Below are 20,343 nucleotides of genomic sequence, written 5' to 3' on the forward strand. Positions count from 1 at the left end.
GCCGGCGACGAGCGCCGTGGTGCAGTCAGGCGCCCGGTATGTGCATCTGCGCGGCGCAGCGCCGGGCGTCGACCGGCACGAGTTCGAAGTCCAGCAGCCGCCAGTCGAGGCGTTCGATCTCCTCCCGTGTCTGCGCCAGGCGATCCAGCAGGGCGGCGGTGTCCGCCTGGGGGCACACGAAAGCCATGCCGGTCAGTCGCCGGCCTTCCTCGCGCAGCCGTACCCGCGCGTCGGCCACCCAGTCGAGCGCCACCAGATGGCTGTGGATCCTGGCGCCCAGCGGGTCCACGGCGCCGGTATCGAGCCGGCGCGGTACTTCGTCGATGAGATCGCAGACCGCAGTGCGGGTATGTCGCGCGCCGTAGCGCAAAATATCGGCGCCAATGACGAGCGTGGCGACCCAGTCGACCCACCATAGCCCGAGGCCGATGCCGAGTACCCCGACGATGGCCGCAGTCCCGGCCAGCCAGTTGGCTCGCCCCATCGTGGCGTCTGCGTACAGCCCCTTGTCGTGCAGGGCGATCGCCAGGCGTTGCCGCGCGCCGCCGGTGATCATCGGCACGGCGATGCTGTAGGCCAGGGCGGCGATCACGAGCCAGCCGTGCCATTGCGCGAACGGGCTGGCCCAGAGTGTGGCCAGCGCGGACGTGCGAGCGGTGACGAGCCCATGCAGGCCGGTGTAGCACAGGAAGACGCCCATCGCGCCGAGCGCGAGTGCGCCGGCGAGAAAGGCGATGGTGCCGGCACGGTAGAAGCCGTAGGGAAAGCGTGGCCGAGGCGCGCGTTGCTCTACCCGACACGCGACCAGAAAGGCCACCGGGGGCAGCAACGCCCAAAGGCTCTTGAGCCATACCGCCGTAAGTGCCTGGGTGCCGCCGAGCGCGAGATACAGCGCGCCCGCAACACTCATACGCAGGCCGAGCGTGAGCCATTCCAGGCGCTGCGCGTCGCGGAGCGCGAGCCGCTTGTCCTCGGGCAGGGCGTCGGGGTTGCGCGGCTTGAGATGGGTCATGCCGGCGGCCGCGGGCCCGCGGCTAGGGGTAGATATGGATACGCGTGCCGTCGGAGACGCGATCCCATATCTCGTTGATCGCTTCGTTGGATACGGCGATACAGCCGTTGGTCCAGTCGCCTTCGCGTTCGCGATCGTCATAGTCCGGCTGGCCGTGGATCATGATCAGATCGCCGGGGTCGACGCCGCGCGCCTCGGCCTGGGCGCGGTCCTGCTCGTTCGGATACGACACGTGGATGGATCGATGAAAAATGCTGTCCGGATTACGCCAGTCGAGCCGGTAAAGGCCTTCCGGGGTGCGGTTGTCGCCGCGCTGGCGCTTGGTGCCGATCGGGTTCTTGCCGAGCGCGATGGGGAACTGATCGACCATCTCACCATCGGCATACAGATACAGCACGCGATTGGCCTTCATCACCACGACCAGATCCACCGGCGCCTGGCTGCCGTCGTCATGGACATCCTGTGCGACCCCGGTGGCGGACACCGCGAGCAGGAGTGCGCCGACCAGACCGAGGACAAGCGGGCGACGTGGACAAAGGGCTTTCAAGCGCATGGCCGGCTCGGGTGTTGTGGGTATCGAATAACGCGACTGGCGGCGCCGATCGCACGCCATGTTGTCAGGGCGGCAACGCCGCGATCCGCAATTCTGCCGTGCCGGGCCGGCCCGCGCCAATTTGCAAGCCTGCCATGGGCGTACGGATGGCGGTAGCGGGCGGGTGCTAGGATTAGGGCCATATCGAATGGAATCACGAGCGCCGCCGTTTCTCTGCGCGCAGGCGGCCACACACTTCGAGGTGGAAGGAATCGTCATGAGCAAAACGCCGGTTACAGTCATCAAGGGCGACGGCATCGGGCCGGATATCGTCAACGCCACGCTGCGCGTGCTCGATTGTCTCGATACCGGGCTCGACTACCAGGAAGTCGTCGTCGGCCAGGCGGCTCTGGATGCCGGCGAATCGGAAGTGATGCCGGAATCGGCGCTGAAGTCGATCGAAAAGACCGGGCTGGTCCTCAAGGGGCCGGTGACCACGCCGTCGGGCAAGGGCTATCGCTCGGTGAACGTGGCGATGCGCAAGCATTTCGATCTGTACGCCAACGTACGGCCGACGCTGTCGATGCCGGGCACGCAGTCGCGTTACAACAATCTCGACATCATCACCGTGCGCGAGAACACCGGCGGCATGTATTCCGGCCAGGGCCAGAAGGTTTCGGAAGATGGCAACCGCGCGGAGGCACTGTCGGTGATTACCCGTTCCGAATGCGAGCGCATCATCCGTTTCGCTTTCGAGATGGCGCGGGCGCGCGGTCGGCGCAAGGTCACGCTGGCGCACAAGGCCAACATCATGAAATCCACCTCCGGGCTGTTTCTGGAAGTGGGCCGCCAGATTTCCGAGGAATACGACGACATCGAGCACGACGAGGTGATCGTCGATGCCTGTGCGATGAAGCTCGTCATGCATCCCGAGCGCTTCGACGTGATCGTGACCACCAATCTGTTCGGCGATATTCTTTCCGACCTATGCGCGGGACTGATCGGCGGTCTGGGGCTGGCGCCCGGTGCGAACATCGGCGAGAGCTGCGCGATGTTCGAGGCGGTGCACGGCAGCGCGCCGGATATCGCCGGCAAGGGCATTGCCAACCCGACGTCGGTGATCCTGGCTGCCGCGCTCATGCTCGAGCATGTGGGCCAGGTGGAGAACGCCAACCGCCTGCGTCGCGCCGTGCGCTCGGTCGTCGCCGAGCATGATCGCGTCACCCCCGATCTGGGCGGCAACGCCACGACGGAACGCTTCACCGACGCGGTGATCGAACGGCTGGGCTAGTGGCTAGTGGCTAGCGCTCACTCGGGCGCGAAGTGGAGATCGCGATACGCGGCGGTCGCCTGGCCGCCGGCGTTGTCGCAGTCGGTCATGATCGCGACCGCGTCGATGGCATCCAGGTCGAGATCGTAGAAGCGCTTGAAGTCGGCGCGCACATCGCGTGATTCACTCACCCAGGTGGTCGCGTCGCGCGGCGCGCCCGACTGTACGGCCACCATCATCGCCTGATCGGTGAACGGATTGGGCCAGTGGGTACCGGCCTCGCTTGATCCGGCCCACACATAGTTGATCGCCCGCGTGCGCCATTTCAGCAGTCCGCCGTCGTGAATCACGTAGACCCGCGCGGCGAAGTCGTCGCCGCCCTTGCTGCGCTCGTCGAGGCCCTGATGGACGCCGGCGACGCGCCATTGCCAGTGCAGTACCGGGGTCGTATTCAAGTCGACCGGCACCCGCCGGGCAATCGCGGAGGCGGTGCCGTCGCAGCGGGCTTCGAGCACGCGCGTCGCACCCGTGCCGGTCAGGCGATACGCGGTTTCGCCCTCGAAGCCGCGGCTTTCCCAGGCCGACAGCGCGCCCGGCGCGAATAAGCCCACGTCGACGCGTTCGGCGGCCGATGCAGCCTGGCCGGAGAAGGAGAGCGCGGCCGTCGACAGGGCAAGGCCCAGCGTCGTCGAAAGCGCCGCCTGTCGGAGCGCCGGAATACGGGTCATTGTCTGTCCTCGCCGAGCCGTCCGTGGGTGACCCGATCGTTGCCGCCGAGGTCGCGCTGGGTAAGCACACCTGAAAAGCCGGCGGCGATGAGCGATGTGCGTACCGCGGCGCCCTGGTCGGCGCCGTGTTCCAGATAGAGGGCACCGCCGCCGGTGAGGTGGGCCGGTGCATCGCGGGTGATTTGCTGGATATCGGCGAGGCCCTGCGCCGACGCAACGAGCGCGGCTCGTGGTTCGTGGCGCAAAGCCGGGGCGTCGAGATGGACGTCGTTGGGCGCGACATAGGGCGGGTTCGACACGATCACGTCGAAACGCTGCCCTGTGATCGGCGCATACCAGTGCCCGGCGGCGAAGTTCACGTTGGCCAGGCCCAGGCGCTCGGCATTGGCCGCGGCACAGGCGAGCGCGGCCGTGCTGGCGTCGGTCCCGGTGAGCCGCCATTGCGGACGCTCGCTGGCCAGCGCGAGCGCGATGGCGCCGCTGCCGGTGCCGAGGTCAGCGACCCGCAACGGCGCGCTGTCGTGATGGGCAAGTACGGTTTCGATCAGGGTTTCGGTATCCGGACGGGGCACGAGCACGTCCGGCGTGACGGTGAGATCGAGCGTCCAGAAGCCGGCGCGTCCGATCACATAGGCGAGCGGTTCGCCAGCCAGGCGGCGTTGGAGGAGGGCGTCGAAGCGTGTCCGTGGTGCGTCGTCGAGACGGTCGCCACCGTGCACGATCAGCCAGGTCGCACTGCGCTCGAGCACGTGCTCGAGCAGACGCCGCGCATCGATGTCCGGGCTGTCGCTCGTCTGTGCCAGCCGTACCCGCGCGTCGCGCAGCGTCGCATCGATGGTGGCCGGCATGGTTCGCCCGGTCAGGCCGCGCCCATTTCGGCGAGCAGGTCGGCCTGGTGCTCGCTGGTAAGCGCGTCGACGATTTCCTCGAGGTTGCCGGCCATCACGTCGTCGAGCTTGTAGAGCGTGAGGTTGATGCGGTGATCGGTCACGCGGCCCTGGGGAAAGTTGTAGGTGCGGATGCGCTCGGAGCGGTCGCCACTGCCGACCAGCTTCTTGCGGGCGGCGGCCTGTTCGCTGTCCTGCTTGTCCTGCTCGGCGGTCATGAGCTTCGTCTGCAAAAGGCTCATCGCCCGCGCCCGGTTCTTGTGCTGCGAACGCTCCTGCTGGCATTCCACCACCACGCCGGTGGGGATATGGGTGATGCGGATCGCCGAATCGGTCTTGTTGACGTGCTGGCCGCCCGCGCCGGCCGCGCGAAAGGTATCCACGCGCAGGTCGTTGGGCTCGATCTTGATCGCCTCGACCTCGTCCTGCTCGGGCAGCACCGCGACGGTGCACGCCGACGTGTGGATACGGCCCTGGGACTCGGTCGCGGGCACGCGCTGTACGCGGTGCGCGCCGGATTCAAACTTCAGGCGCGAGAACGCGCCGGTGCCGATGAGCCGCGAGATCACTTCCTTGTAGCCGCCGTGCTCGCCTTCGCTGGCCGACAGGATCTCGACCTGCCAGCCCTGTTTTTCGGCATAGGTGGAATACATGCGCAGCAGATCGCCCGCGAACAGGGCGGCTTCGTCGCCGCCGGTGCCGGCCCGGATCTCCAGGTAGAGATTGGCGTTGTCGTTGGGGTCGCGCGGGATCAGGTGCTTGCGCAGCGCAGCTTCGAGTTCCACCAGGCGCTCGCGGGCATCGCCCAGCTCGGCCTCGGCCATCTCGCGCAGCTCGGTCTCGTCTGCGCTTTCCATGTCTTCCAGATCGGCGATCTCGTCGACCAGCGCACGCCAGGCGCGATAGTCCTCGGCCAGCGATTCCAGCTGGGCGTATTCCTGGGACATGCGCCGGAACTTGTCCTGATCGTTGATCACCTCCGGATCGGACAGGGAATGCGCGAGGTCCTCGTGGCGTTCGACCAGTTCCTCGAGTTTGGCGCGCAGGGAATCTTTCATTCGTTGTCTTCTGTAGTCGTTTTGGAAGAGTCACCGTCATCGAGCGAGAACAGATGACGGGCACTGGTCAGCAGTTCCTGCTGATGCGCGCCGCGCGCCTTGCGCAGCGCCGCACTCGGCTCGTGCATCAGCTTGTTGGTGAGCGTGCGTCCGACGAAGGTCAGCACGTCCTCGGCGTTCTCGCCGCGCGCGAGCCGGCGCTGGGCCTTGGCCAGCACATCCTCACGCGTGGCATGTGCCCGGTCGCGCAGCTGGCGGATGGTATCGGTGGCCTGGCGTGAATCCAGCCAGTCGATGTATTCCTCGATGCGCACATCGAGCATGCCATCGGCCAGCGCGGCGGCCTTTTCGCGCGAGCGCCGATTGTCGTCGATCACGCTCTGCAGGTCATCCACCGAATAGAGATAGATGTCCTCGAGCTCGCCGGCGGCCGGATCGATATCGCGTGGTACGGCCAGGTCGAGCACGAACATCGGTTTGCGGCGACGCTTCTTCACGGCGCCACGCAGCTGGTCGTAGTGCACGAGATAGCCCGGCGCGGCGGTGGAAGACACGAGCATGTCGGCTTCCGCGAGATGCGCGGCCACGTCGTCGAGCGCGATGGCATAGCCGTGATAGCGGGTGGCCAGCGACTGGGCGCGTTCGACGCTGCGATTGGCGAAGATCATGCGGTGTACGCCGGCTTCGGCCAGATAACGCGCGGCCAGGTCCACCGTTTCGCCCGCGCCGATGAACATCGCGCAGGTTTCCGACAGATCGGCAAAGATCTGGCGCGCCAGGCTGACCCCGGCGTAGGCGACCGATACGGGATTGGCGCCGATCTCGGTCTGGCTGCGGATCTGCTTGGCGACCGCAAAGCTGTGTTCGAATAGCCTTGTCAGCAAGGGCCCGGCGCCGCGCGCCGCACGCGCGCTGCGATAGGCGTTTTTCATCTGGCCGAGGATCTGCGGCTCGCCGAGGATCATCGAATCCAGCCCGGCCGCCACTCGCAGGCTGTGGCGCACGGTGTCGCGATCGCGATGAATATAGAAATAGCGCGCCATCGCGTCGTCGTTGAGGCCGCGCTGGGCGCACAGCCAGTGGCGCAGCTCGGCGTCGCCGGGCGCGTCGGTGACCGCATACAGCTCGGTGCGATTGCAGGTCGACAGGATTGCGCCTTCATGCACATGCGGCAGGCGCAGGAAGTCGTCCAGCGCCGAGTCGAACTGCTCGGGCGGGAACGCCGCGGTCTCGCGGACCGATAGCGGGGCGGTGATGTGGTTCAGGCCGACGGTCAGCAGCGTCATGGCGTCATTCTACCGTTCCCGTCACGTACCGCGTGGCGTTTGCATAGCCCCTGGTTCGATCGTCGCGCTATCATCGCGTCATGCATATCAACGACGTGAATTGTGCCGGCCCGGCCACGGTGCGGCGGCTCGGGCGTGCCGCGCTCGCGGCGGCGTTCGTCGTGCTGCTGGCCAGCGGCTGTGCGAGCCAGCCGATCGGCGAGCGGCCCGCGTCCGATGTGCGCATCGATGCGAATGCCGTGAAGCCGTCACAGGTCAGTCGGCGCGAAGCGTACGAATATCATGTCCTTGCCGGCGAAATGGCGATTCAGCGCAACAAGCGCGCGCTCGCCGCTCGCGAATATGTGGCCGCTCTCGAATATTCCAACGACCCGTCGCTGGCCAAGCGCGCCACCCGTATTGCGCTGTTCGCGGACAAACCCGCGCTGGCCTATCGCGCGGCCGGCATCTGGGCCGAAGCGGCCCCGGACTCACTCGATGCCCAGCGCACCGCCACGCGCATGGCGATCGCAAACGGCGACGCCGAGGGCCTTCGCGTCTATGCGCCGGCCCTCGTGGAAGCCGCCGCCTCGCCGGACATGGGCTATCGGCTGCTGGCCGACGTGATCAGTGGCGAGCCGGAATCCGCCGATATCGCTATCGAGGCGGCCAGCGCACTGGCCCAGCAGGACAGCGACAGCGCCCCTGCCCAGTACGCGCTCGGTGTGATCGCGATGCGCTACGACCGCAACGAGATCGCCGCCCGGGCGGCCGAGCGGGCGCTCGCGCTCGATCCGGACTGGAACGACGCGGTGCTGCTCCAGGCCGGGGTGTGGATCCGCTCCGGCGAGACCGAGCGTGCCCAGGCCCTGGTCAATGGCTTGCCTGGCAACGATGCAAGTCGGGCCCAGTATCATCTCGCGCTGGCCCGCCTGCTTATCGAAGCCGACGAGGACGACGCGGCGCTCACCGAATTCGAGCGCGCGATCGCGCTGCAGCCGGACAATGCCGACGCCCGCTATGGGCTGGCGATTCTGGCACTGAGCGTGGGCGATCTCGACCGCGCCGAGATCGCGCTCACCCGGCTCTACGAGAACAACGATCGCGCTGACGATGCCGCCTACTATCTGGGCGCCGTCGCTGAACAGCGGGAGGATTTCGTCGCGGCGCAGCGCTGGTACCAGCGTGTCGAGAACGGCGGCCATGCCTTCGATGCACAGGTCCGCGCCGCGCGCATGATCTACATGCAGGGCAATCTGCCCGGCGCGCAGCGGCGGCTTACCGAACTGCGCGACGTCTACCCCGAACTGGTCGACCAGCTCTATGCCGCCGAAGGGCAGCTGCTCTACGAGGCCGACGAGCCGCGCGCGGCGCTGGATATCTACAACCACGGCCTGGAGGCGGTACCTAGCAGCACCGAGTTGCGCTATGGCCGCTCGATGGCCCACGAACGCCTTGGCAACATCGAGGCGGCGCAGACCGACCTGCGGGACGTGCTCGCCCGCGAGCCCAATGACGTGCGCGCCCTCAACGCGCTCGGCTATCTGCTCACCAACCACTCCGACCGCTACGAGGAAGCGCTGGGCTATATCGAACGCGCGCTCGAGGCCGATCCGGAAAACCCGGCGATTCTCGACAGCATGGGCTGGGTGCAGTATCGGCTCGGCCACCTGGCCAAGGCGCGCCAGTATCTCGAACGGGCGTACCAGGACTTCCAGGACGCCGAAGTCGCGGCCCATCTCGGCGAAGTGCTCTGGCAACAGGGCCAGCGTGAAGCCGCCCGCCAGCTCTGGCAGGGTGCGCTCGACGACAACCCCGACCACCCGGTTCTACGCGAAACCGTGAACCGTCTCGATCCATGAAAAAACTTCTTCTGTCTCTCGTCGTGCTCGGCGTACTCAGCGGCTGCGCGATCATCCGCAAGCCGGCGGAAACCGAACCCGGGGTCGTGAACGCATCGGCCTGGGCGGCGCATAAAGAGGCGCTCGCCGATTTCAATGTCTGGTCCCTGCAGGGGCGTGTGGCGACGGGGCAACTGCTGGGCTGGACCGGCAATCTGAGCTGGCGTCAGCAGGGCGAAACCTTCGACGTGCGCCTGTCGGGGCCGCTGGGCGCCGGCGGATTTCGCGCGCAGGGTGCGCTCGAGGACGAGGTGATCATCCAGACCCGCGACGATCGCTTCGTCACGACCGAGCCGGATGCGCTCGTCGAGCAGACACTGGGCTGGACCTTCCCGTTGGAGCCGTTGCGCTTCTGGGCGCGTGGCGTGCCCGCGCCGGGGGACTACGAACGCATCAGCGTGGACGACCAGGGGCGCATGATCGCGCTGGAGCAGCAGGGCTGGGCGCTGTCCTTTCCGGATTACGTGGAGCCCGAGGGCGCGCCGCCCGTGCCGCGACGTATCGTGCTGGATAACGGGGAAACCCGAATTCGCCTGGTCGTCGATCGCTGGTTCGACGTCGACGGTGTATCGCGCGCGAATTGACAGCGGCCCGGGCAGCCAAGAAAATACGCGGCCTTCGTTGGAGGGGCACGGCTCGTAGAGTCTCTTCCCGGTGGGCTCGTCGCTTTGGCCTGTATGGAGCGGCAAAGCGCCGGCGTTTGCAGTTCTGTACGCATCTATTATTGCTGCAAGCGATAGCGAAAAAGTTAGATGGGGCGTAGCCAAGTGGTAAGGCATCGGCCCTTTTAAGATAATAGATCCCGTGTACCGCAGGTTCGCAGCCTGGCGTGTAGCGGCAGGATTCGAAGGAACGAAGACGACAAGTTAAATGGGGCGTAGCCAAGTGGTAAGGCATCGGGTTTTGATCCCGTGTACCGCAGGTTCGAATCCTGCCGCCCCAGCCATAGTTGGATGTCCGCTAGGCGGACACGAAAACAGCCGGGGGCGGCTGGAAGAGAACCTGCAGGTTCGACGCCGCGCGCGAAGCGCGCAAGAATCGTGACGCGCAGCGGCACGAGCCCGCAGGGTGAGGCATCGTAAGATGCCGAGTCATTCTGCCGCCCCAGCCAATCGAATGCCCGCGTGCAGCGCGGTGCATGGGGCCGACGTGCCAGGCGTCGGCCGTTGCTCATTTCAATCGACAGCACGGCAGCACGAACCCATGGCGGATTCCAGGTTGATGGTCTTTACCGGCAACGCCAATCCGGCGTTGGCCAAGGATGTGGCCGGTTACCTCAAGTTGCCCGTGGGCAAGGCGAATGTCGGCAAGTTCTCCGACGGTGAAATCACGGTCGAGATCGAGGAAAACGTGCGCGGTCGCGACGTGTTCGTGGTCCAGCCCACCTGCCGGCCGACCAACGACAACGTCATGGAGCTGCTGATGCTCATCGATGCACTGCATCGTGCATCGGCAGGGCGCATCACGGCGGTGATCCCGTATTTCGGCTATGCCCGCCAGGATCGGCGCCCGCGCAGCGCCCGCGTACCGATTTCGGCCAAGGTGGTCGCCAGCATGCTCGGCGCGGTGGGTACCGATCGCGTGCTCACGGTGGATCTGCATGCCGACCAGATCCAGGGCTTTTTCGACATGCCCGTGGACAACGTCTATGCCTCGCCGGTGCTGCTCGGCGATATCTGGCGCCAGAAGGACGAGAAGCTGATCGTCGTTTCGCCGGACGTCGGCGGCGTGGTGCGTGCACGCGCGCTTGCCAAGCGTCTCGAGGACGCGGATCTGGCGATCATCGACAAGCGCCGGCCTAAGGCCAACGAAGCCAAGGTGATGAACATCATCGGCGACGTCAGCGGCAAGACCTGCATCATGGTCGACGACCTGGTGGACACGGCGGGCACGCTCTGCCAGGCCGCCGACGCGCTCAAGAACCAGGGCGCGACCAAGGTCAAGGCCTACGTGACGCACCCGGTGCTGTCGGGCAAGGCGATCGAAAACATCAGCAACTCGCGCCTGGACGAACTGGTGGTCACCGACACCATCCCGCTCTCGCCGGATGCCGCGGCCTGCGGCAAGATTCGCCAGCTGCATATCGCCGCGCTGCTTGCTGAAACCATCCGCCGGGTCAGCAACGAGGAGTCGGTGTCCACGCTTTATGTCGACTAGCGTGAATTTCCGGCCTTACGGGTCGTGCATTTGACGCTCAAGCGCGTATACTACGCGGTCTTTTGAGATCGGTGGGCGGCGGCCCGCCATGAAAACAACGATCGAGCGACCGGCGGGAACCCCGGCGGCCGTCCTTATTATTGGAGCGAATCGATATGGAAGCTTTCGAGCTGAATGCGGAAAAACGTACCGCGAAGGGCCGCGCCGAGAACCGTCGCCTGCGTCGTGAAGGCCGTGTGCCGGCCATCATTTACGGCGGTAACGGCGAGCCGGTGATGCTGACGTTCGAGCACAACGACCTCGAGCATCATCTGGACAACGAGGCATTCTTTTCGCACATCATCAAGATTCACGTTAACGGCGGCCAGACCGAGGAAGTCGTACTGCGTGATCTGCAGCGTCATCCGGCCAAGCCCTTCATCGAGCATGCCGATTTCCTGCGCATCGTTGCGGGTGAAGCGCTGCGCATGAGTGTGCCGCTGCACTTCGTCGGCGAAGACGAATGCCCGGGTGTGGCCGACGAAGACGGCGTCGTTCAGCACAACATGAACGACATCGAGATCGAGTGTCTGCCGCGCAACCTGCCGGAGTACATCGAGGTCGACTGCTCGAAGCTGCATCTGCACGACTCGGTGCACCTGAGCGAACTCGTGCTGCCCGAAGGCGTCGAGATCGTCGAACTGATGGGCGACGAGGAAGACCAGCACGACCGCACCGTGGTTTCCGTGCAGGTTCCGCGCGCCGCCATCGAGCTGGAAGCCGAGGAAGAGGCCGAAGCCGAAGCGGCCGCCGCCGAAGCCGAGGAAGGCGAAGAAGGCGAGTCCGAGGAAGGCGCCAGCGACGGCGATTCCGACGAGTCCGGCGACGACAACAGCGACGACGAAGACAAGTAGTCTTCGTTCTTCGCTGACTATCGTCGTGCGAGCCCGGCACCACGGTGCAGCGTGAGCGATCCGATTCGCGCCATCGTGGCGCTGGGCAATCCCGGCGCCGAGCACGTCAGCGACCGGCACAATGTCGGTTTCCGGCTGGCTGACCGACTCGCCGACCGCTGGCGTGTCTCACCGGCGGTAGAACGCAAGTTCAAGGGCGAACTCGCACGCCATGGCATGGGCGACGCCACGGTCTGGCTGCTCAAACCATTGACCTTCATGAACAAGAGTGGCGAAGCGGTGCAGCCGCTTTGTGCATTCCACAAGATCGCGCCTGAAAGCGTACTCGTCGTGCACGACGATCTGGATCTGCCGGCCGGCACCGCGCGGCTGAAGCAATCCGGCGGCCACGGCGGCCACAACGGCCTGCGCGACATCACCCGCGTTATCGGGAGCCAGTACCGGCGTCTGCGTCTCGGTATCGGTCACCCCGGCGACAGCGCACGCGTGCTGTCGCATGTTCTGGGCACGCCCGCGCCCGACGAGCGTATCGAGATCGACAACGCCATCAATGCCGGTATCGCGGCGCTCGAAGTCGTGCTCGACAAGGGCTGGGATCACGGCGCCCAGCAACTCAATTCCCGCAAGGCTTCCTAGGACAGCTATGGCACTTCAGGTCGGTATTGTCGGACTGCCCAACGTGGGCAAGTCCACGCTCTTCAACGCGCTTACCGCGGCCGAAATCCCGGCCGAGAACTATCCGTTCTGTACCATCGACCCGAACGTGGGTGTTGTGACCGTGCCGGATCCCCGGCTCAACGCCCTGGCAGCAATCGCCAGCCCCGAGAAGACGCTGCCGACAACCATCGAGTTTGTCGATATCGCCGGCCTCGTGGCGGGCGCTTCCACCGGCGAAGGCCTGGGCAACCAGTTTCTTGCCAACATTCGCGAGACCGACGCCATCCTGCACGTGGTCCGCTGTTTCGACGACGACGACGTCATGCACGTCTCGGGCCGGGTCGATCCGATCGCCGATATCGAAACCATCGATACCGAACTGGCGCTCGCCGACCTGACCACGGTCACGCGCGCGGCCGAGCGCACGGCCAAGGCAGCGAAATCCGGCGACAAGACCGCGAAGCGCAACGCCGAGCTGTTCGAGCGGGTGCGCGAACATCTCGACACGGGCGCGCCGGTGCGGGCCATGAATCTGGGCGACGACGACCGGCTCGCGCTGCGCGAGCTGCATCTGATCACCGCGAAGCCCGCGCTGTTCGTGGCCAACGTCGACGAGGAAGGCTTCGAGAACAACCCGCTGCTCGATCGTGTTTCCGAACACGCCGCCGCGCAGAATGCGCCGGTGGTCGCGGTGTGCGCCGCACTAGAAGGCGAGCTTGCCCAGCTCGACGGCGACGACAAGAACGAGTTCCTGGCCGATCTCGGCCTCGACGAGCCGGGCCTGGATCGCGTGATCCGTGCGGCCTACGAACTGCTTGGCCTGCAGACGTTCTTCACTGCGGGGCCGAAAGAGGTGCGGGCATGGACCGTGCGCCGCGGCGCGACGGCGCCACAGGCCGCCGGCGTGATTCATACCGATTTCGAGCGTGGTTTCATCCGCGCCGAGGTCATCGGCTACGACGATTATGTCGAGCTCAAGGGCGAGAAGGGGGCCAAGGAAGCCGGCCGCCAGCGGCTCGAGGGCAAGGAATACGTGATGACGGAAGGCGACGTCGTGCACTTCCGTTTCAACGTCTGAAACCGGCGCTGCGAAATACGTGCCAGCCGTTGTCCCGCAAGGGTTGACACGGCGGCCGTCGGCGAAGAAACTACGCGGCTTTCCGGCTATGTAGCTCAGGGGTTAGAGCATCGCATTCATAATGCGAGAGTCGGTGGTTCAAATCCACCCATAGCCACCAGGCGACGTGCACCTTCGATTCGTCGGAGGTTGAAAGGGACCCGGCAAGGCGCCGGGTCCTTTTTTTTTGGCTCATGCCCGCGAGGCGCTGTCAGCGCCGCCCAATCCGGCGCGCACCGTGATTCCACGGGTCTGCCGAGCCGGGGTGACCTGATAGACTTCAACCTTTATGCGGCAGTCCACCCGACGTATGGCCAATTCTTCCGACCGTAGAGACCGGAAACCGCTCAAGCTCAAGACAGGCTCCTTCGATCGCAATGCGGCGATGGCACGCATGGGCGTGATGGCCGGCGCCTCGTTCGCCGGCCACACGCTCGGCAACATGTTCCGCAGCAAGGAAAGCAAGGAGCGCCGCAACCGCGATTTCTACGTCAAGCAGGCCCAGTTTCTCGCCGACGAACTCGGCCAGCTCAAGGGCAGCGTGATGAAGGTCGGGCAGATGCTGTCTGTCTACGGCCAGTACTTCATGCCGCCCGAGGCTATCGAGGTGCTGCGCAGCCTGCAGGACGACAGCCCGCCGGTGGCGTGGGAAGAGCTCGAGCCGGTCGTGGTCCAGCGTCTGGGCAAGAAGCGCCTGTCCGAGCTGGATATCGACCCCGAGCCGCTGGCCGCCGCTTCGCTGGGTCAGGTCCACCGTGCGCGACGCCGGTCGGACGGCCTCGAGCTGTGCGTGAAGATCCAGTACCCGCGGCTGGCAGATGCTATCGACAGCGATATCCGCACGCTCACGCAGATCGTGCGCCTGGCGCGCCTCGTGCCCAAGGGCATGGAGCTGAACGCGATCATGGAAGAGGTTCGCGAGATGATCTACCGCGAGGTGGATTACGACCGCGAACTGCGCATGACGCGCGAGTTCGCGCGTCGGCTCGAGGGCGACGATCGCTATGTGGTGCCGCAGGTCTTTCCGGAGTACTCCACGGAGACCGTGCTGGTGACGTCCTTCGAGTCCGCGCATCACGTCCAGAGCGAGGCTGTGCAGCAGCTCGACCAATCGCGGCGCAATGCGCTCGGCCGGCAGGCCCTGGATCTGTTCTTTCGCGAGTTCTTCGTCTGGGGCATCGTCCAGACCGACCCGCATTTCGGCAACTACAAGATCCGGCTGCAGGATGATGGCCCGGATCAGATGGTGCTGCTGGATTTCGGCGCCACCCGCGAGTTTGCTCCGCGCTTTCTGGGCTCCTATTACGACGTGGTCGCCGGGGCCTTCGAAAAAGACGCCAAGCGACTGATCGACGGCGCCATCGGCATCAATCTGCTGCGTCGCGATTCCCCGCAGCATGTGTTCGATGCCTTTGCGCGTGTGGGCATGCTCATGATCGAGCCGTTCGCCGACGACCCGCCCGACGAACTCGCCACTGCCGACGGGGCCTATCGCTGGGGCGAGTCGGATCTGCCGTTTCGGGTATCCCGTGCCGTATCGGATGCCGCAATTTCCCGGTGGTTCCGCATTCCGCCGCGCGAGATCGTATTCCTGCATCGGCGCATGGGCGGCGTGTTCGTGCTGCTTGCCGTACTCGAAGCCGAGGTCGACGCCCGCGACATGCTGGCCGAATATCTCTATCGCGAAACGGACGAAGCGCCTGCCGAGCGGCCCTGAATCCAGACGACGCGGCAAGCGACCCCGGCCCGGACATCGCGCCGCGATTCATTTCACGAGGAAAACCGTAGATGAAGTTCGAGGAAACCTTCGATTTCGATCATTCCGCCGCCACCATGATGCGGATGTTCACCGACCAGGATTACTTTCTGCACAAGTACGAGCGCCTGGGCGGCGGCCGCAAGCCCGAGCTCGTCGATACGCAGAAGAGTGACGCGCGTTTCTCTATCACGGTCCGCCACGCGCTCGACGCCAACAAGCTGTCGTTTCCGGACATCGTGCGCAAGCGCATCGGTGACCGCGTCATGCTGCGCCAGACCGACGTCTGGGAGATTGCCAAGCAGAGCGGGCGTATCGATATCGATATCGAGAAGACTCCGGTGGATATCGCCATCGATCTGCGGCTGAGCGAGCACGACGGCAAGGCGCGCCTGACCCTGAATTTCGATATCGATGCCCAGGTCCCGCTGGTCGGCGGCAAGATCGAGAAAGCGATCGCCGGCCCGATTACCGATCGCTTCCATCGCGACATGGTGCTGTCCAACGAGATGGCGAGCGACTACGCCGCGGCCTGATCGTGACCGACGATCGCCAGCAGGAACCCGCGCCGCACGAGGACGACACCCAAGGCCCGCCCACGCTCTGGCAGAGCTGGATGAGCGTGATGGCCGCATTCTTCGGCGTCCAGTCCAGTGCCAACCGCGAACGCGATTTCACCCGCGGCAAGGCAAGTCACTTCATCCTGCTGGGGTTGCTGGCGACCGTTGTCCTGATCGCAGTGATCATCGGCCTGGTCAAGCTCGCCATGTCCTTGGGCTGAGTGGGGCGCTGTTCGTTGTGCCTCGCGCAAAGGCGCAGAGACGCAAAGAAAGAGATTTTCTGTGGCGCGTTACTACGGTGGGGCGTAGGCCTTGGGCGCATTCGAAGACTATTAAGTCTCGGGGCGCGCGCGCTCGACTCTTTGGCAAACCGCGGGCGCGGCTCAATTTGCGTCTTGGCGTCTTTGCGTGAGACCTGTCAGGAACCCGGCTGCGCAGCCAGCCGTTTGAGTTTGTAAAGGAGATCGAGCGCCTCGCGCGGCGTCATGTCGTCGCAGTCGAGATCGATAATCGCCTCATGCAGCGGATCGGGCTCGGCGGGTGTCGTCACCTCCGGCGCCGGTTCGAACAGGCCCATCTGCGGGCCACTCTCGGCTCGGGACTGCGCTTCGAGTTCGGCCAGGTGTTTCTCTGCCTGGCGAATCACCGTACGCGGCACGCCGGCGAGTGCGGCGACCTGCAGGCCGAAGCTGCGCGAGGCCGGCCCCGGTCGGATCGCGTGCAGGAACACCAGTTTTTGCTCGCCGCCGCTGTTGTAATCGGCCACCTCGAAATGCGCGTTACGGCTGGCCGGCCAGTCCTCGGCAAGCTGCGTGAGCTCGAAGTAATGGGTCGCGAACAGGGTATAGGCCTGATTGTGCCGGGCGAGCCGCTCGGCCACCGCGCGCGCCAGTGCGAGGCCGTCGTAGGTCGAGGTGCCGCGCCCGATCTCGTCGAGCAGGACGAGCGAGCGATCGGTGGCGTGATGCAGGATCTGCGCGGTCTCGCTCATCTCGACCATGAAGGTCGACTGGCCGGCAGATAGATCGTCGCCCGCGCCAATACGCGTGAAGATGCGATCCAGCGGGCCGACGCGCGCGGCCTCGGCCGGCACGAAGCTGCCGATATGCGTGAGCAGCACGATCAGCGCGGTCTGGCGCATATAGGTGGACTTGCCGCCCATGTTCGGGCCGGTGATCAGCAGCAGGCGGCAGTCGTCGTTCAGTTCGGTGTCGTTGGCGACGAACGGCGTATCGGAAAAGCGCTCCACGACGGGATGCCGGCCGCCGGTGATCTGGATGCCCGGCGTGTCGGTCAGCGTGGGCGCGACCCAGTGATAGTCGAGCGCGCAGCGGCTGAGCGCGCAGAGCACGTCCAGACTGGCCAGCCCGGCCGCGATGGCCTGCAGTTTGGGCAGATGCGCGGAGAGCGTCTCGACGAGTTCGGCGTAGAGTGCCTTTTCGCGGGCCAGCGCCCGCTCGCGGGCCGAGAGCACCTGATCCTCGAACTTCTTGAGTTCCGGCGTGATATAGCGTTCGACGGCCTTGAGGGTCTGGCGACGCTGGTAATCCATCGGCGCCTTGTCGGCATGCACGCGGCCCATCTCGATGTAATAGCCGTGCACGCGGTTGTAGCCGACCTTGAGCGTTTCCACGCCCGTACGTTCGCGCTCGCGCGTCTCCAGCTCGGCAAGAAAACCGTCGGCATTGGCCGACAGGTCGCGCAGTTCATCCAGCGTGTCGTCGTAGCCGGGCGCGATCACGCCGCCGTCGCGAATCACCACGGGCGGGTTGTCGATCACCGCGCGCTCGAGCAGGGCGTGGACGTCTTCGGCCGGGTCGATCTGCTCGTGCAGGGCAGTCAGCAACGGGGCGTCCAGGCTTGCCAGCGTCCTGCGGATCGCCGGCAGCGCGGCGAGCGCGCGGGTCAGCCCGGACAGATCGCGCGGGCGCGCGGAGGCGAGCGCGATGCGGGTGGCGATACGTTCGACATCCGGGACTTCCTTGAGCCGTTCCGACAACCCGGCATGACTGCCCGACAGCAGCGTTTCGATCGCCAGATGGCGATGCCGCAGAATATCGAAGTTGCGTAGCGGCTCGGCCAGCCAGCGGCGCAGCGCACGGGCGCCCATGGGCGTGGCGCAGCGGTCCAGAAGGCCCACCAGGCTGTGTCGCGTGTCGCCCGAGGCGCTGTGTTCGATTTCGAGATTACGACGGGTAGCCGCGTCGAGCACCAGCGTGTCGGTGACGGCGTAGGTGCGCAGGCTCTTGATATGCGACAGCGCAGCCTGTTGCGTGGCTTCGACGTAGTCGACCAGCGCGCCGGCCGCGGCAATCGCGCGCGGCAGATCCGCACAGCCGAAGGCATCCAGCTGCGCGACTTCGAAGAAGCCTTCCAGGCGTCGGCGCGCGCTCACGGCGTCGAACAGCCAGCTCGGCCGTCGCGTGATCGCCACGCCGTCGCTCGGCAGCGCCAGGGTGGATTGTTCGCCGACCACGATCTCTGCCGGATCGAGCCGGGCCAGCTCGGCGGCGAGCGCGGTTTCGTCGGCCACTTCGGTCACCGCGAAATCGCCGCGTGCCAGCTCCAGCACGGCAATGCCGATGGCCCGCTTGGCCGGCGCGAGGGCGACGATGAGATTGGCGCGCCGGGCTTCGAGCAGCGCATCGTCGGTGACCGTGCCCGGGGTGACCACGCGTACCACTTCCCGCTTGACCGGGCCTTTACTGGCACCCGGCGCTTCGAGCTGTTCGCAGATGGCGATCGACTCGCCCTTCGCAATCAGGCGCGCGAGATAGTTTTCCGCCGCGTGATAGGGCACGCCGGCCATCGGGATGGAGCGGCCCGCCGACTCGCCGCGCGCGGTCAGGGTGATGTCGAGCAGTTCCGCGGCGCGGTGCGCATCGTCGAAGAACAGCTCGTAGAAATCGCCCATGCGATAGAACAGCAGCATGTGCGGATAGTCCGCCTTGATGCCGAGATACTGGCGCATCATCGGCGTGTGCTGACTCAGGTCCTGTTCACGTTTCATACAGCGACGCGCCGACGACTATTTTTTTGCAAGACAAGGCGCAGCGAGCGCGGTGTAGCTCCGCTACATGAGCGAGCTGTAACGCGGTATTGCAGAAAAATAGTCGTCGTCCCTTCGGGTTGCGGCCCAAAACCGCGCCATCCGGCGTTGCAGCGCTTGACCGCAGAATAGCTGCGGCCTGCGCCCTGCGCCTTGACTGGCACGATTTTGGGCCGCAACGCGGCGCTGTATGAAACGTAAACAGGACCTCTCTCGGGCGATATCTCGTTGCGTTGTTCGCCGGTGCGGGATGCGCTCATGAAGCTGTGTTGATCCGTGCAAAACGCCAGGTATGGGGCCGGCTGTGGCCGGCGGGGGCGCAATTGTAGACGCCGGGGCCTCTCTTCGCAGGCACGAGTTGGCATACTACGTCGGATGATCGCTGCCTACGATGCCCAGAAATCCATCGCCAACCTCGTCGAACAGCTCGCGACCCTGCTGCCGGGCCGTGCCCAGACGCTGGCCACGGCCGAGTCCTGCACCGGCGGCATGATTGCGGCGGCCTGTACCGACCGCGCGGGCAGCTCCGCCTGGTTCGAGCGCGGCTTCGTGACCTATTCCAATGCCGCCAAGCAGGCATGTCTGGATGTGCCCGAGGCGTTGCTGACCGCACACGGTGCGGTCAGCGAGCCGGTTGTCGCGGCCATGCTCGAAGGCGCGCTCGCCCACAGCCCGGCAGACTGGGCCATTGCAGTGTCGGGCGTCGCCGGGCCGGACGGCGGCAGCGACGACAAGCCCGTCGGCACCGTGTTCATCGGCTGGATGGCGCGGGGACAACGTCCCGATGTGGTGCGTTATCAGTTCGAAGGCGAGCGCGCCGAAGTACGTCGGCAGAGCGTTGTGGCAGCGCTGGTCGGCCTGCGCGAACGCGCCGACGCCCAGTAGCGCAGTCAGCCGGTCGTGGATGCGCAGGGCCCGGTTGCGCGCCGCTTTCGGGTGTTCTTCGCGCTGATGCCGCCCGAGCCGGTCGCACGGCAGATCGTCGACCGGGCTCGCGCGCTCGATGTGGGTGGCCGCGCGGTCAGTCGCGAGCGTCTGCATCTCACGCTGGCCTTCATGGGCAACGTCGACCGCGCCGCGCTCGATGCGCTCATCGCCCGGGCCGATTCGGTGCAGTTGTCCTGTTTCGATCTGGTTCTGGATCAGGCCGGCACATTTCGCCGCGCTGGTATCAACTGGCTCGCCCCCAGCGCGCCGCCGGTCGAACTGCTGGATTTGTCGGCGAAACTGTATAAAAATACACGCGCCGATATTGATAACACCGTTTTCCGGCCGCATGTCACGATCAGCCGACGGTCGCCCGCCCTGAAGGCGCAGCCCATTTCGCCGATTCAATGGTCCGTACGTGCCTTTTCGCTGGTTGCCAGTGGCGACAACGGCGCGCCGGGCACGTACATACAACTGCGGCAGTGGCCGCTTTCGACGCCCTCGGTGGGGTTGCGCGGGTTATGAAATAATGGCCCCGACTGAACGAATTCGATACGCCCTGCGGCTGCGGGCC

The 20,343-nt window shown here is 65.6% G+C and carries 19 protein-coding genes and 2 tRNA genes; 14 read left to right on the forward strand and 7 right to left on the reverse strand.

The window, feature by feature from the left end; translation table 11 throughout:
* Positions 1 to 25: 25 nt before the first annotated feature.
* Together J7355_RS07035 and J7355_RS07040 are read right to left on the reverse strand one after the other, a co-directional pair.
* The gene (locus J7355_RS07035; protein WP_209061202.1) at positions 26 to 1,012 is read right to left on the reverse strand and encodes a cation transporter; all 987 of its coding nucleotides are present in this window, start codon (positions 1,010 to 1,012) and stop codon (positions 26 to 28) included.
* Positions 1,013 to 1,034: 22 nt separating this feature from the next.
* Complete coding sequence (locus J7355_RS07040; RefSeq protein WP_209061203.1) at positions 1,035 to 1,565, reverse strand: L,D-transpeptidase family protein; 531 nt, start codon at positions 1,563 to 1,565, stop codon at positions 1,035 to 1,037.
* A 256-nt stretch (positions 1,566 to 1,821) separates the two neighbouring features.
* On the opposite strand from J7355_RS07040, the gene J7355_RS07045 reads away from it, so the two are divergent.
* Positions 1,822 to 2,835 (forward strand): isocitrate dehydrogenase, encoded by a 1,014-nt coding sequence (locus J7355_RS07045; protein WP_209061205.1) that lies wholly within the window; start codon positions 1,822 to 1,824, stop codon positions 2,833 to 2,835.
* A 17-nt stretch (positions 2,836 to 2,852) separates the two neighbouring features.
* Here J7355_RS07045 and J7355_RS07050 read toward each other — a convergent pair whose 3' ends face one another.
* Genes J7355_RS07050 through hemA form a run of 4 tightly spaced genes read right to left on the reverse strand, consistent with a single transcriptional unit; the run spans position 2,853 to position 6,773 of the window.
* The gene (locus J7355_RS07050) at positions 2,853 to 3,542 is read right to left on the reverse strand and encodes a DUF3047 domain-containing protein (RefSeq protein WP_209061206.1); all 690 of its coding nucleotides are present in this window, start codon (positions 3,540 to 3,542) and stop codon (positions 2,853 to 2,855) included.
* Entirely contained in the window at positions 3,539 to 4,390 is an 852-nt protein-coding gene (gene prmC / locus J7355_RS07055; RefSeq protein WP_209061208.1) for a peptide chain release factor N(5)-glutamine methyltransferase, read from the reverse strand. Before prmC ends, J7355_RS07050 begins: the two co-directional genes overlap by 4 nt.
* A gap of 11 nt (positions 4,391 to 4,401) precedes the next feature.
* The gene (gene prfA / locus J7355_RS07060) at positions 4,402 to 5,487 is read right to left on the reverse strand and encodes a peptide chain release factor 1 (protein ID WP_209061210.1); all 1,086 of its coding nucleotides are present in this window, start codon (positions 5,485 to 5,487) and stop codon (positions 4,402 to 4,404) included.
* Positions 5,484 to 6,773: a glutamyl-tRNA reductase gene (hemA, locus tag J7355_RS07065; protein ID WP_209061212.1), complete on the reverse strand. Its 1,290-nt coding sequence runs from the start codon at positions 6,771 to 6,773 to the stop codon at positions 5,484 to 5,486. Before hemA ends, prfA begins: the two co-directional genes overlap by 4 nt.
* A gap of 80 nt (positions 6,774 to 6,853) precedes the next feature.
* Between hemA and J7355_RS07070 the strand changes: the two genes are divergently transcribed.
* The 11 genes from J7355_RS07070 (at position 6,854) to J7355_RS07120 (ending at position 16,014) form a co-directional block, all read left to right on the forward strand.
* Complete coding sequence (locus J7355_RS07070) at positions 6,854 to 8,614, forward strand: tetratricopeptide repeat protein (RefSeq protein WP_209061213.1); 1,761 nt, start codon at positions 6,854 to 6,856, stop codon at positions 8,612 to 8,614.
* Positions 8,611 to 9,237 (forward strand): lipoprotein insertase outer membrane protein LolB, encoded by a 627-nt coding sequence (lolB, locus tag J7355_RS07075; RefSeq protein WP_209061214.1) that lies wholly within the window; start codon positions 8,611 to 8,613, stop codon positions 9,235 to 9,237. Before J7355_RS07070 ends, lolB begins: the two co-directional genes overlap by 4 nt.
* A 287-nt stretch (positions 9,238 to 9,524) precedes the next feature.
* Positions 9,525 to 9,599 (forward strand) — tRNA-Gln (locus J7355_RS07080).
* Positions 9,600 to 9,856: 257 nt separating this feature from the next.
* Positions 9,857 to 10,810 carry a ribose-phosphate diphosphokinase gene (locus tag J7355_RS07085; protein WP_209061215.1) on the forward strand — a complete coding sequence of 318 codons (954 nt, stop codon included), beginning with the start codon at positions 9,857 to 9,859 and terminating at the stop codon, positions 10,808 to 10,810.
* Positions 10,811 to 10,965: 155 nt separating this feature from the next.
* Positions 10,966 to 11,703 carry a 50S ribosomal protein L25/general stress protein Ctc gene (locus tag J7355_RS07090; protein WP_209061216.1) on the forward strand — a complete coding sequence of 246 codons (738 nt, stop codon included), beginning with the start codon at positions 10,966 to 10,968 and terminating at the stop codon, positions 11,701 to 11,703.
* A 51-nt stretch (positions 11,704 to 11,754) separates the two neighbouring features.
* Complete coding sequence (pth, locus tag J7355_RS07095; RefSeq protein WP_209061217.1) at positions 11,755 to 12,339, forward strand: aminoacyl-tRNA hydrolase; 585 nt, start codon at positions 11,755 to 11,757, stop codon at positions 12,337 to 12,339.
* 7 nt (positions 12,340 to 12,346) lie between these two features.
* Positions 12,347 to 13,438 (forward strand): redox-regulated ATPase YchF, encoded by a 1,092-nt coding sequence (gene ychF, locus J7355_RS07100; RefSeq protein ID WP_209061218.1) that lies wholly within the window; start codon positions 12,347 to 12,349, stop codon positions 13,436 to 13,438.
* 84 nt (positions 13,439 to 13,522) lie between these two features.
* Positions 13,523 to 13,598 (forward strand) — tRNA-Met (locus J7355_RS07105).
* Positions 13,599 to 13,787: 189 nt separating this feature from the next.
* Positions 13,788 to 15,194, forward strand: a complete 1,407-nt coding sequence (locus J7355_RS07110) for an AarF/ABC1/UbiB kinase family protein (protein WP_209061220.1) — start codon at positions 13,788 to 13,790, stop codon at positions 15,192 to 15,194.
* A gap of 71 nt (positions 15,195 to 15,265) precedes the next feature.
* Entirely contained in the window at positions 15,266 to 15,769 is a 504-nt protein-coding gene (locus tag J7355_RS07115) for a DUF2505 domain-containing protein (protein WP_209061222.1), read from the forward strand.
* Between the two features lie 2 nt (positions 15,770 to 15,771).
* Positions 15,772 to 16,014, forward strand: coding sequence for a DUF2970 domain-containing protein (locus tag J7355_RS07120; protein ID WP_348523005.1), 243 nt, complete (start codon positions 15,772 to 15,774; stop codon positions 16,012 to 16,014).
* Positions 16,015 to 16,211: 197 nt separating this feature from the next.
* Here J7355_RS07120 and mutS read toward each other — a convergent pair whose 3' ends face one another.
* Positions 16,212 to 18,803 (reverse strand): DNA mismatch repair protein MutS, encoded by a 2,592-nt coding sequence (gene mutS / locus J7355_RS07125; RefSeq protein ID WP_209061224.1) that lies wholly within the window; start codon positions 18,801 to 18,803, stop codon positions 16,212 to 16,214.
* 414 nt (positions 18,804 to 19,217) lie between these two features.
* Here mutS and J7355_RS07130 point away from each other — a divergent pair, with 414 nt between their 5' ends.
* Together J7355_RS07130 and thpR are read left to right on the forward strand one after the other, a co-directional pair.
* Positions 19,218 to 19,727 carry a CinA family protein gene (locus tag J7355_RS07130; RefSeq protein WP_209061226.1) on the forward strand — a complete coding sequence of 170 codons (510 nt, stop codon included), beginning with the start codon at positions 19,218 to 19,220 and terminating at the stop codon, positions 19,725 to 19,727.
* Positions 19,728 to 19,742: 15 nt separating this feature from the next.
* On the forward strand, positions 19,743 to 20,294 hold the full coding sequence (gene thpR, locus J7355_RS07135; protein WP_209061228.1) for an RNA 2',3'-cyclic phosphodiesterase: 552 nt from the start codon (positions 19,743 to 19,745) through the stop codon (positions 20,292 to 20,294).
* Positions 20,295 to 20,343: the final 49 nt, after the last annotated feature.

This window comes from Endozoicomonas sp. G2_2 (assembly GCF_017744135.1).
In the GTDB taxonomy this organism is placed as follows: Bacteria; Pseudomonadota; Gammaproteobacteria; order Nevskiales; family Salinisphaeraceae; genus Salinisphaera.

What these genes read in the sequence shown, in the direction of transcription:
- J7355_RS07035 (WP_209061202.1), bottom strand. Translation starts at nt 1,012, where the DNA reads ATGACCCATCTCAAGCCGCGCAACCCCGACGCCCTGCCCGAGGACAAG.
- J7355_RS07040 (WP_209061203.1), bottom strand. Translation starts at nt 1,565, where the DNA reads ATGCGCTTGAAAGCCCTTTGTCCACGTCGCCCGCTTGTCCTCGGTCTG.
- J7355_RS07045 (WP_209061205.1), top strand. Translation starts at nt 1,822, where the DNA reads ATGAGCAAAACGCCGGTTACAGTCATCAAGGGCGACGGCATCGGGCCG.
- J7355_RS07050 (WP_209061206.1), bottom strand. Translation starts at nt 3,542, where the DNA reads ATGACCCGTATTCCGGCGCTCCGACAGGCGGCGCTTTCGACGACGCTG.
- prmC (WP_209061208.1), bottom strand. Translation starts at nt 4,390, where the DNA reads ATGCCGGCCACCATCGATGCGACGCTGCGCGACGCGCGGGTACGGCTG.
- prfA (WP_209061210.1), bottom strand. Translation starts at nt 5,487, where the DNA reads ATGAAAGATTCCCTGCGCGCCAAACTCGAGGAACTGGTCGAACGCCAC.
- hemA (WP_209061212.1), bottom strand. Translation starts at nt 6,773, where the DNA reads ATGACGCTGCTGACCGTCGGCCTGAACCACATCACCGCCCCGCTATCG.
- J7355_RS07070 (WP_209061213.1), top strand. Translation starts at nt 6,854, where the DNA reads ATGCATATCAACGACGTGAATTGTGCCGGCCCGGCCACGGTGCGGCGG.
- lolB (WP_209061214.1), top strand. Translation starts at nt 8,611, where the DNA reads ATGAAAAAACTTCTTCTGTCTCTCGTCGTGCTCGGCGTACTCAGCGGC.
- J7355_RS07085 (WP_209061215.1), top strand. Translation starts at nt 9,857, where the DNA reads ATGGCGGATTCCAGGTTGATGGTCTTTACCGGCAACGCCAATCCGGCG.
- J7355_RS07090 (WP_209061216.1), top strand. Translation starts at nt 10,966, where the DNA reads ATGGAAGCTTTCGAGCTGAATGCGGAAAAACGTACCGCGAAGGGCCGC.
- ychF (WP_209061218.1), top strand. Translation starts at nt 12,347, where the DNA reads ATGGCACTTCAGGTCGGTATTGTCGGACTGCCCAACGTGGGCAAGTCC.
- J7355_RS07110 (WP_209061220.1), top strand. Translation starts at nt 13,788, where the DNA reads ATGGCCAATTCTTCCGACCGTAGAGACCGGAAACCGCTCAAGCTCAAG.
- J7355_RS07115 (WP_209061222.1), top strand. Translation starts at nt 15,266, where the DNA reads ATGAAGTTCGAGGAAACCTTCGATTTCGATCATTCCGCCGCCACCATG.
- mutS (WP_209061224.1), bottom strand. Translation starts at nt 18,803, where the DNA reads ATGAAACGTGAACAGGACCTGAGTCAGCACACGCCGATGATGCGCCAG.
- J7355_RS07130 (WP_209061226.1), top strand. Translation starts at nt 19,218, where the DNA reads ATGATCGCTGCCTACGATGCCCAGAAATCCATCGCCAACCTCGTCGAA.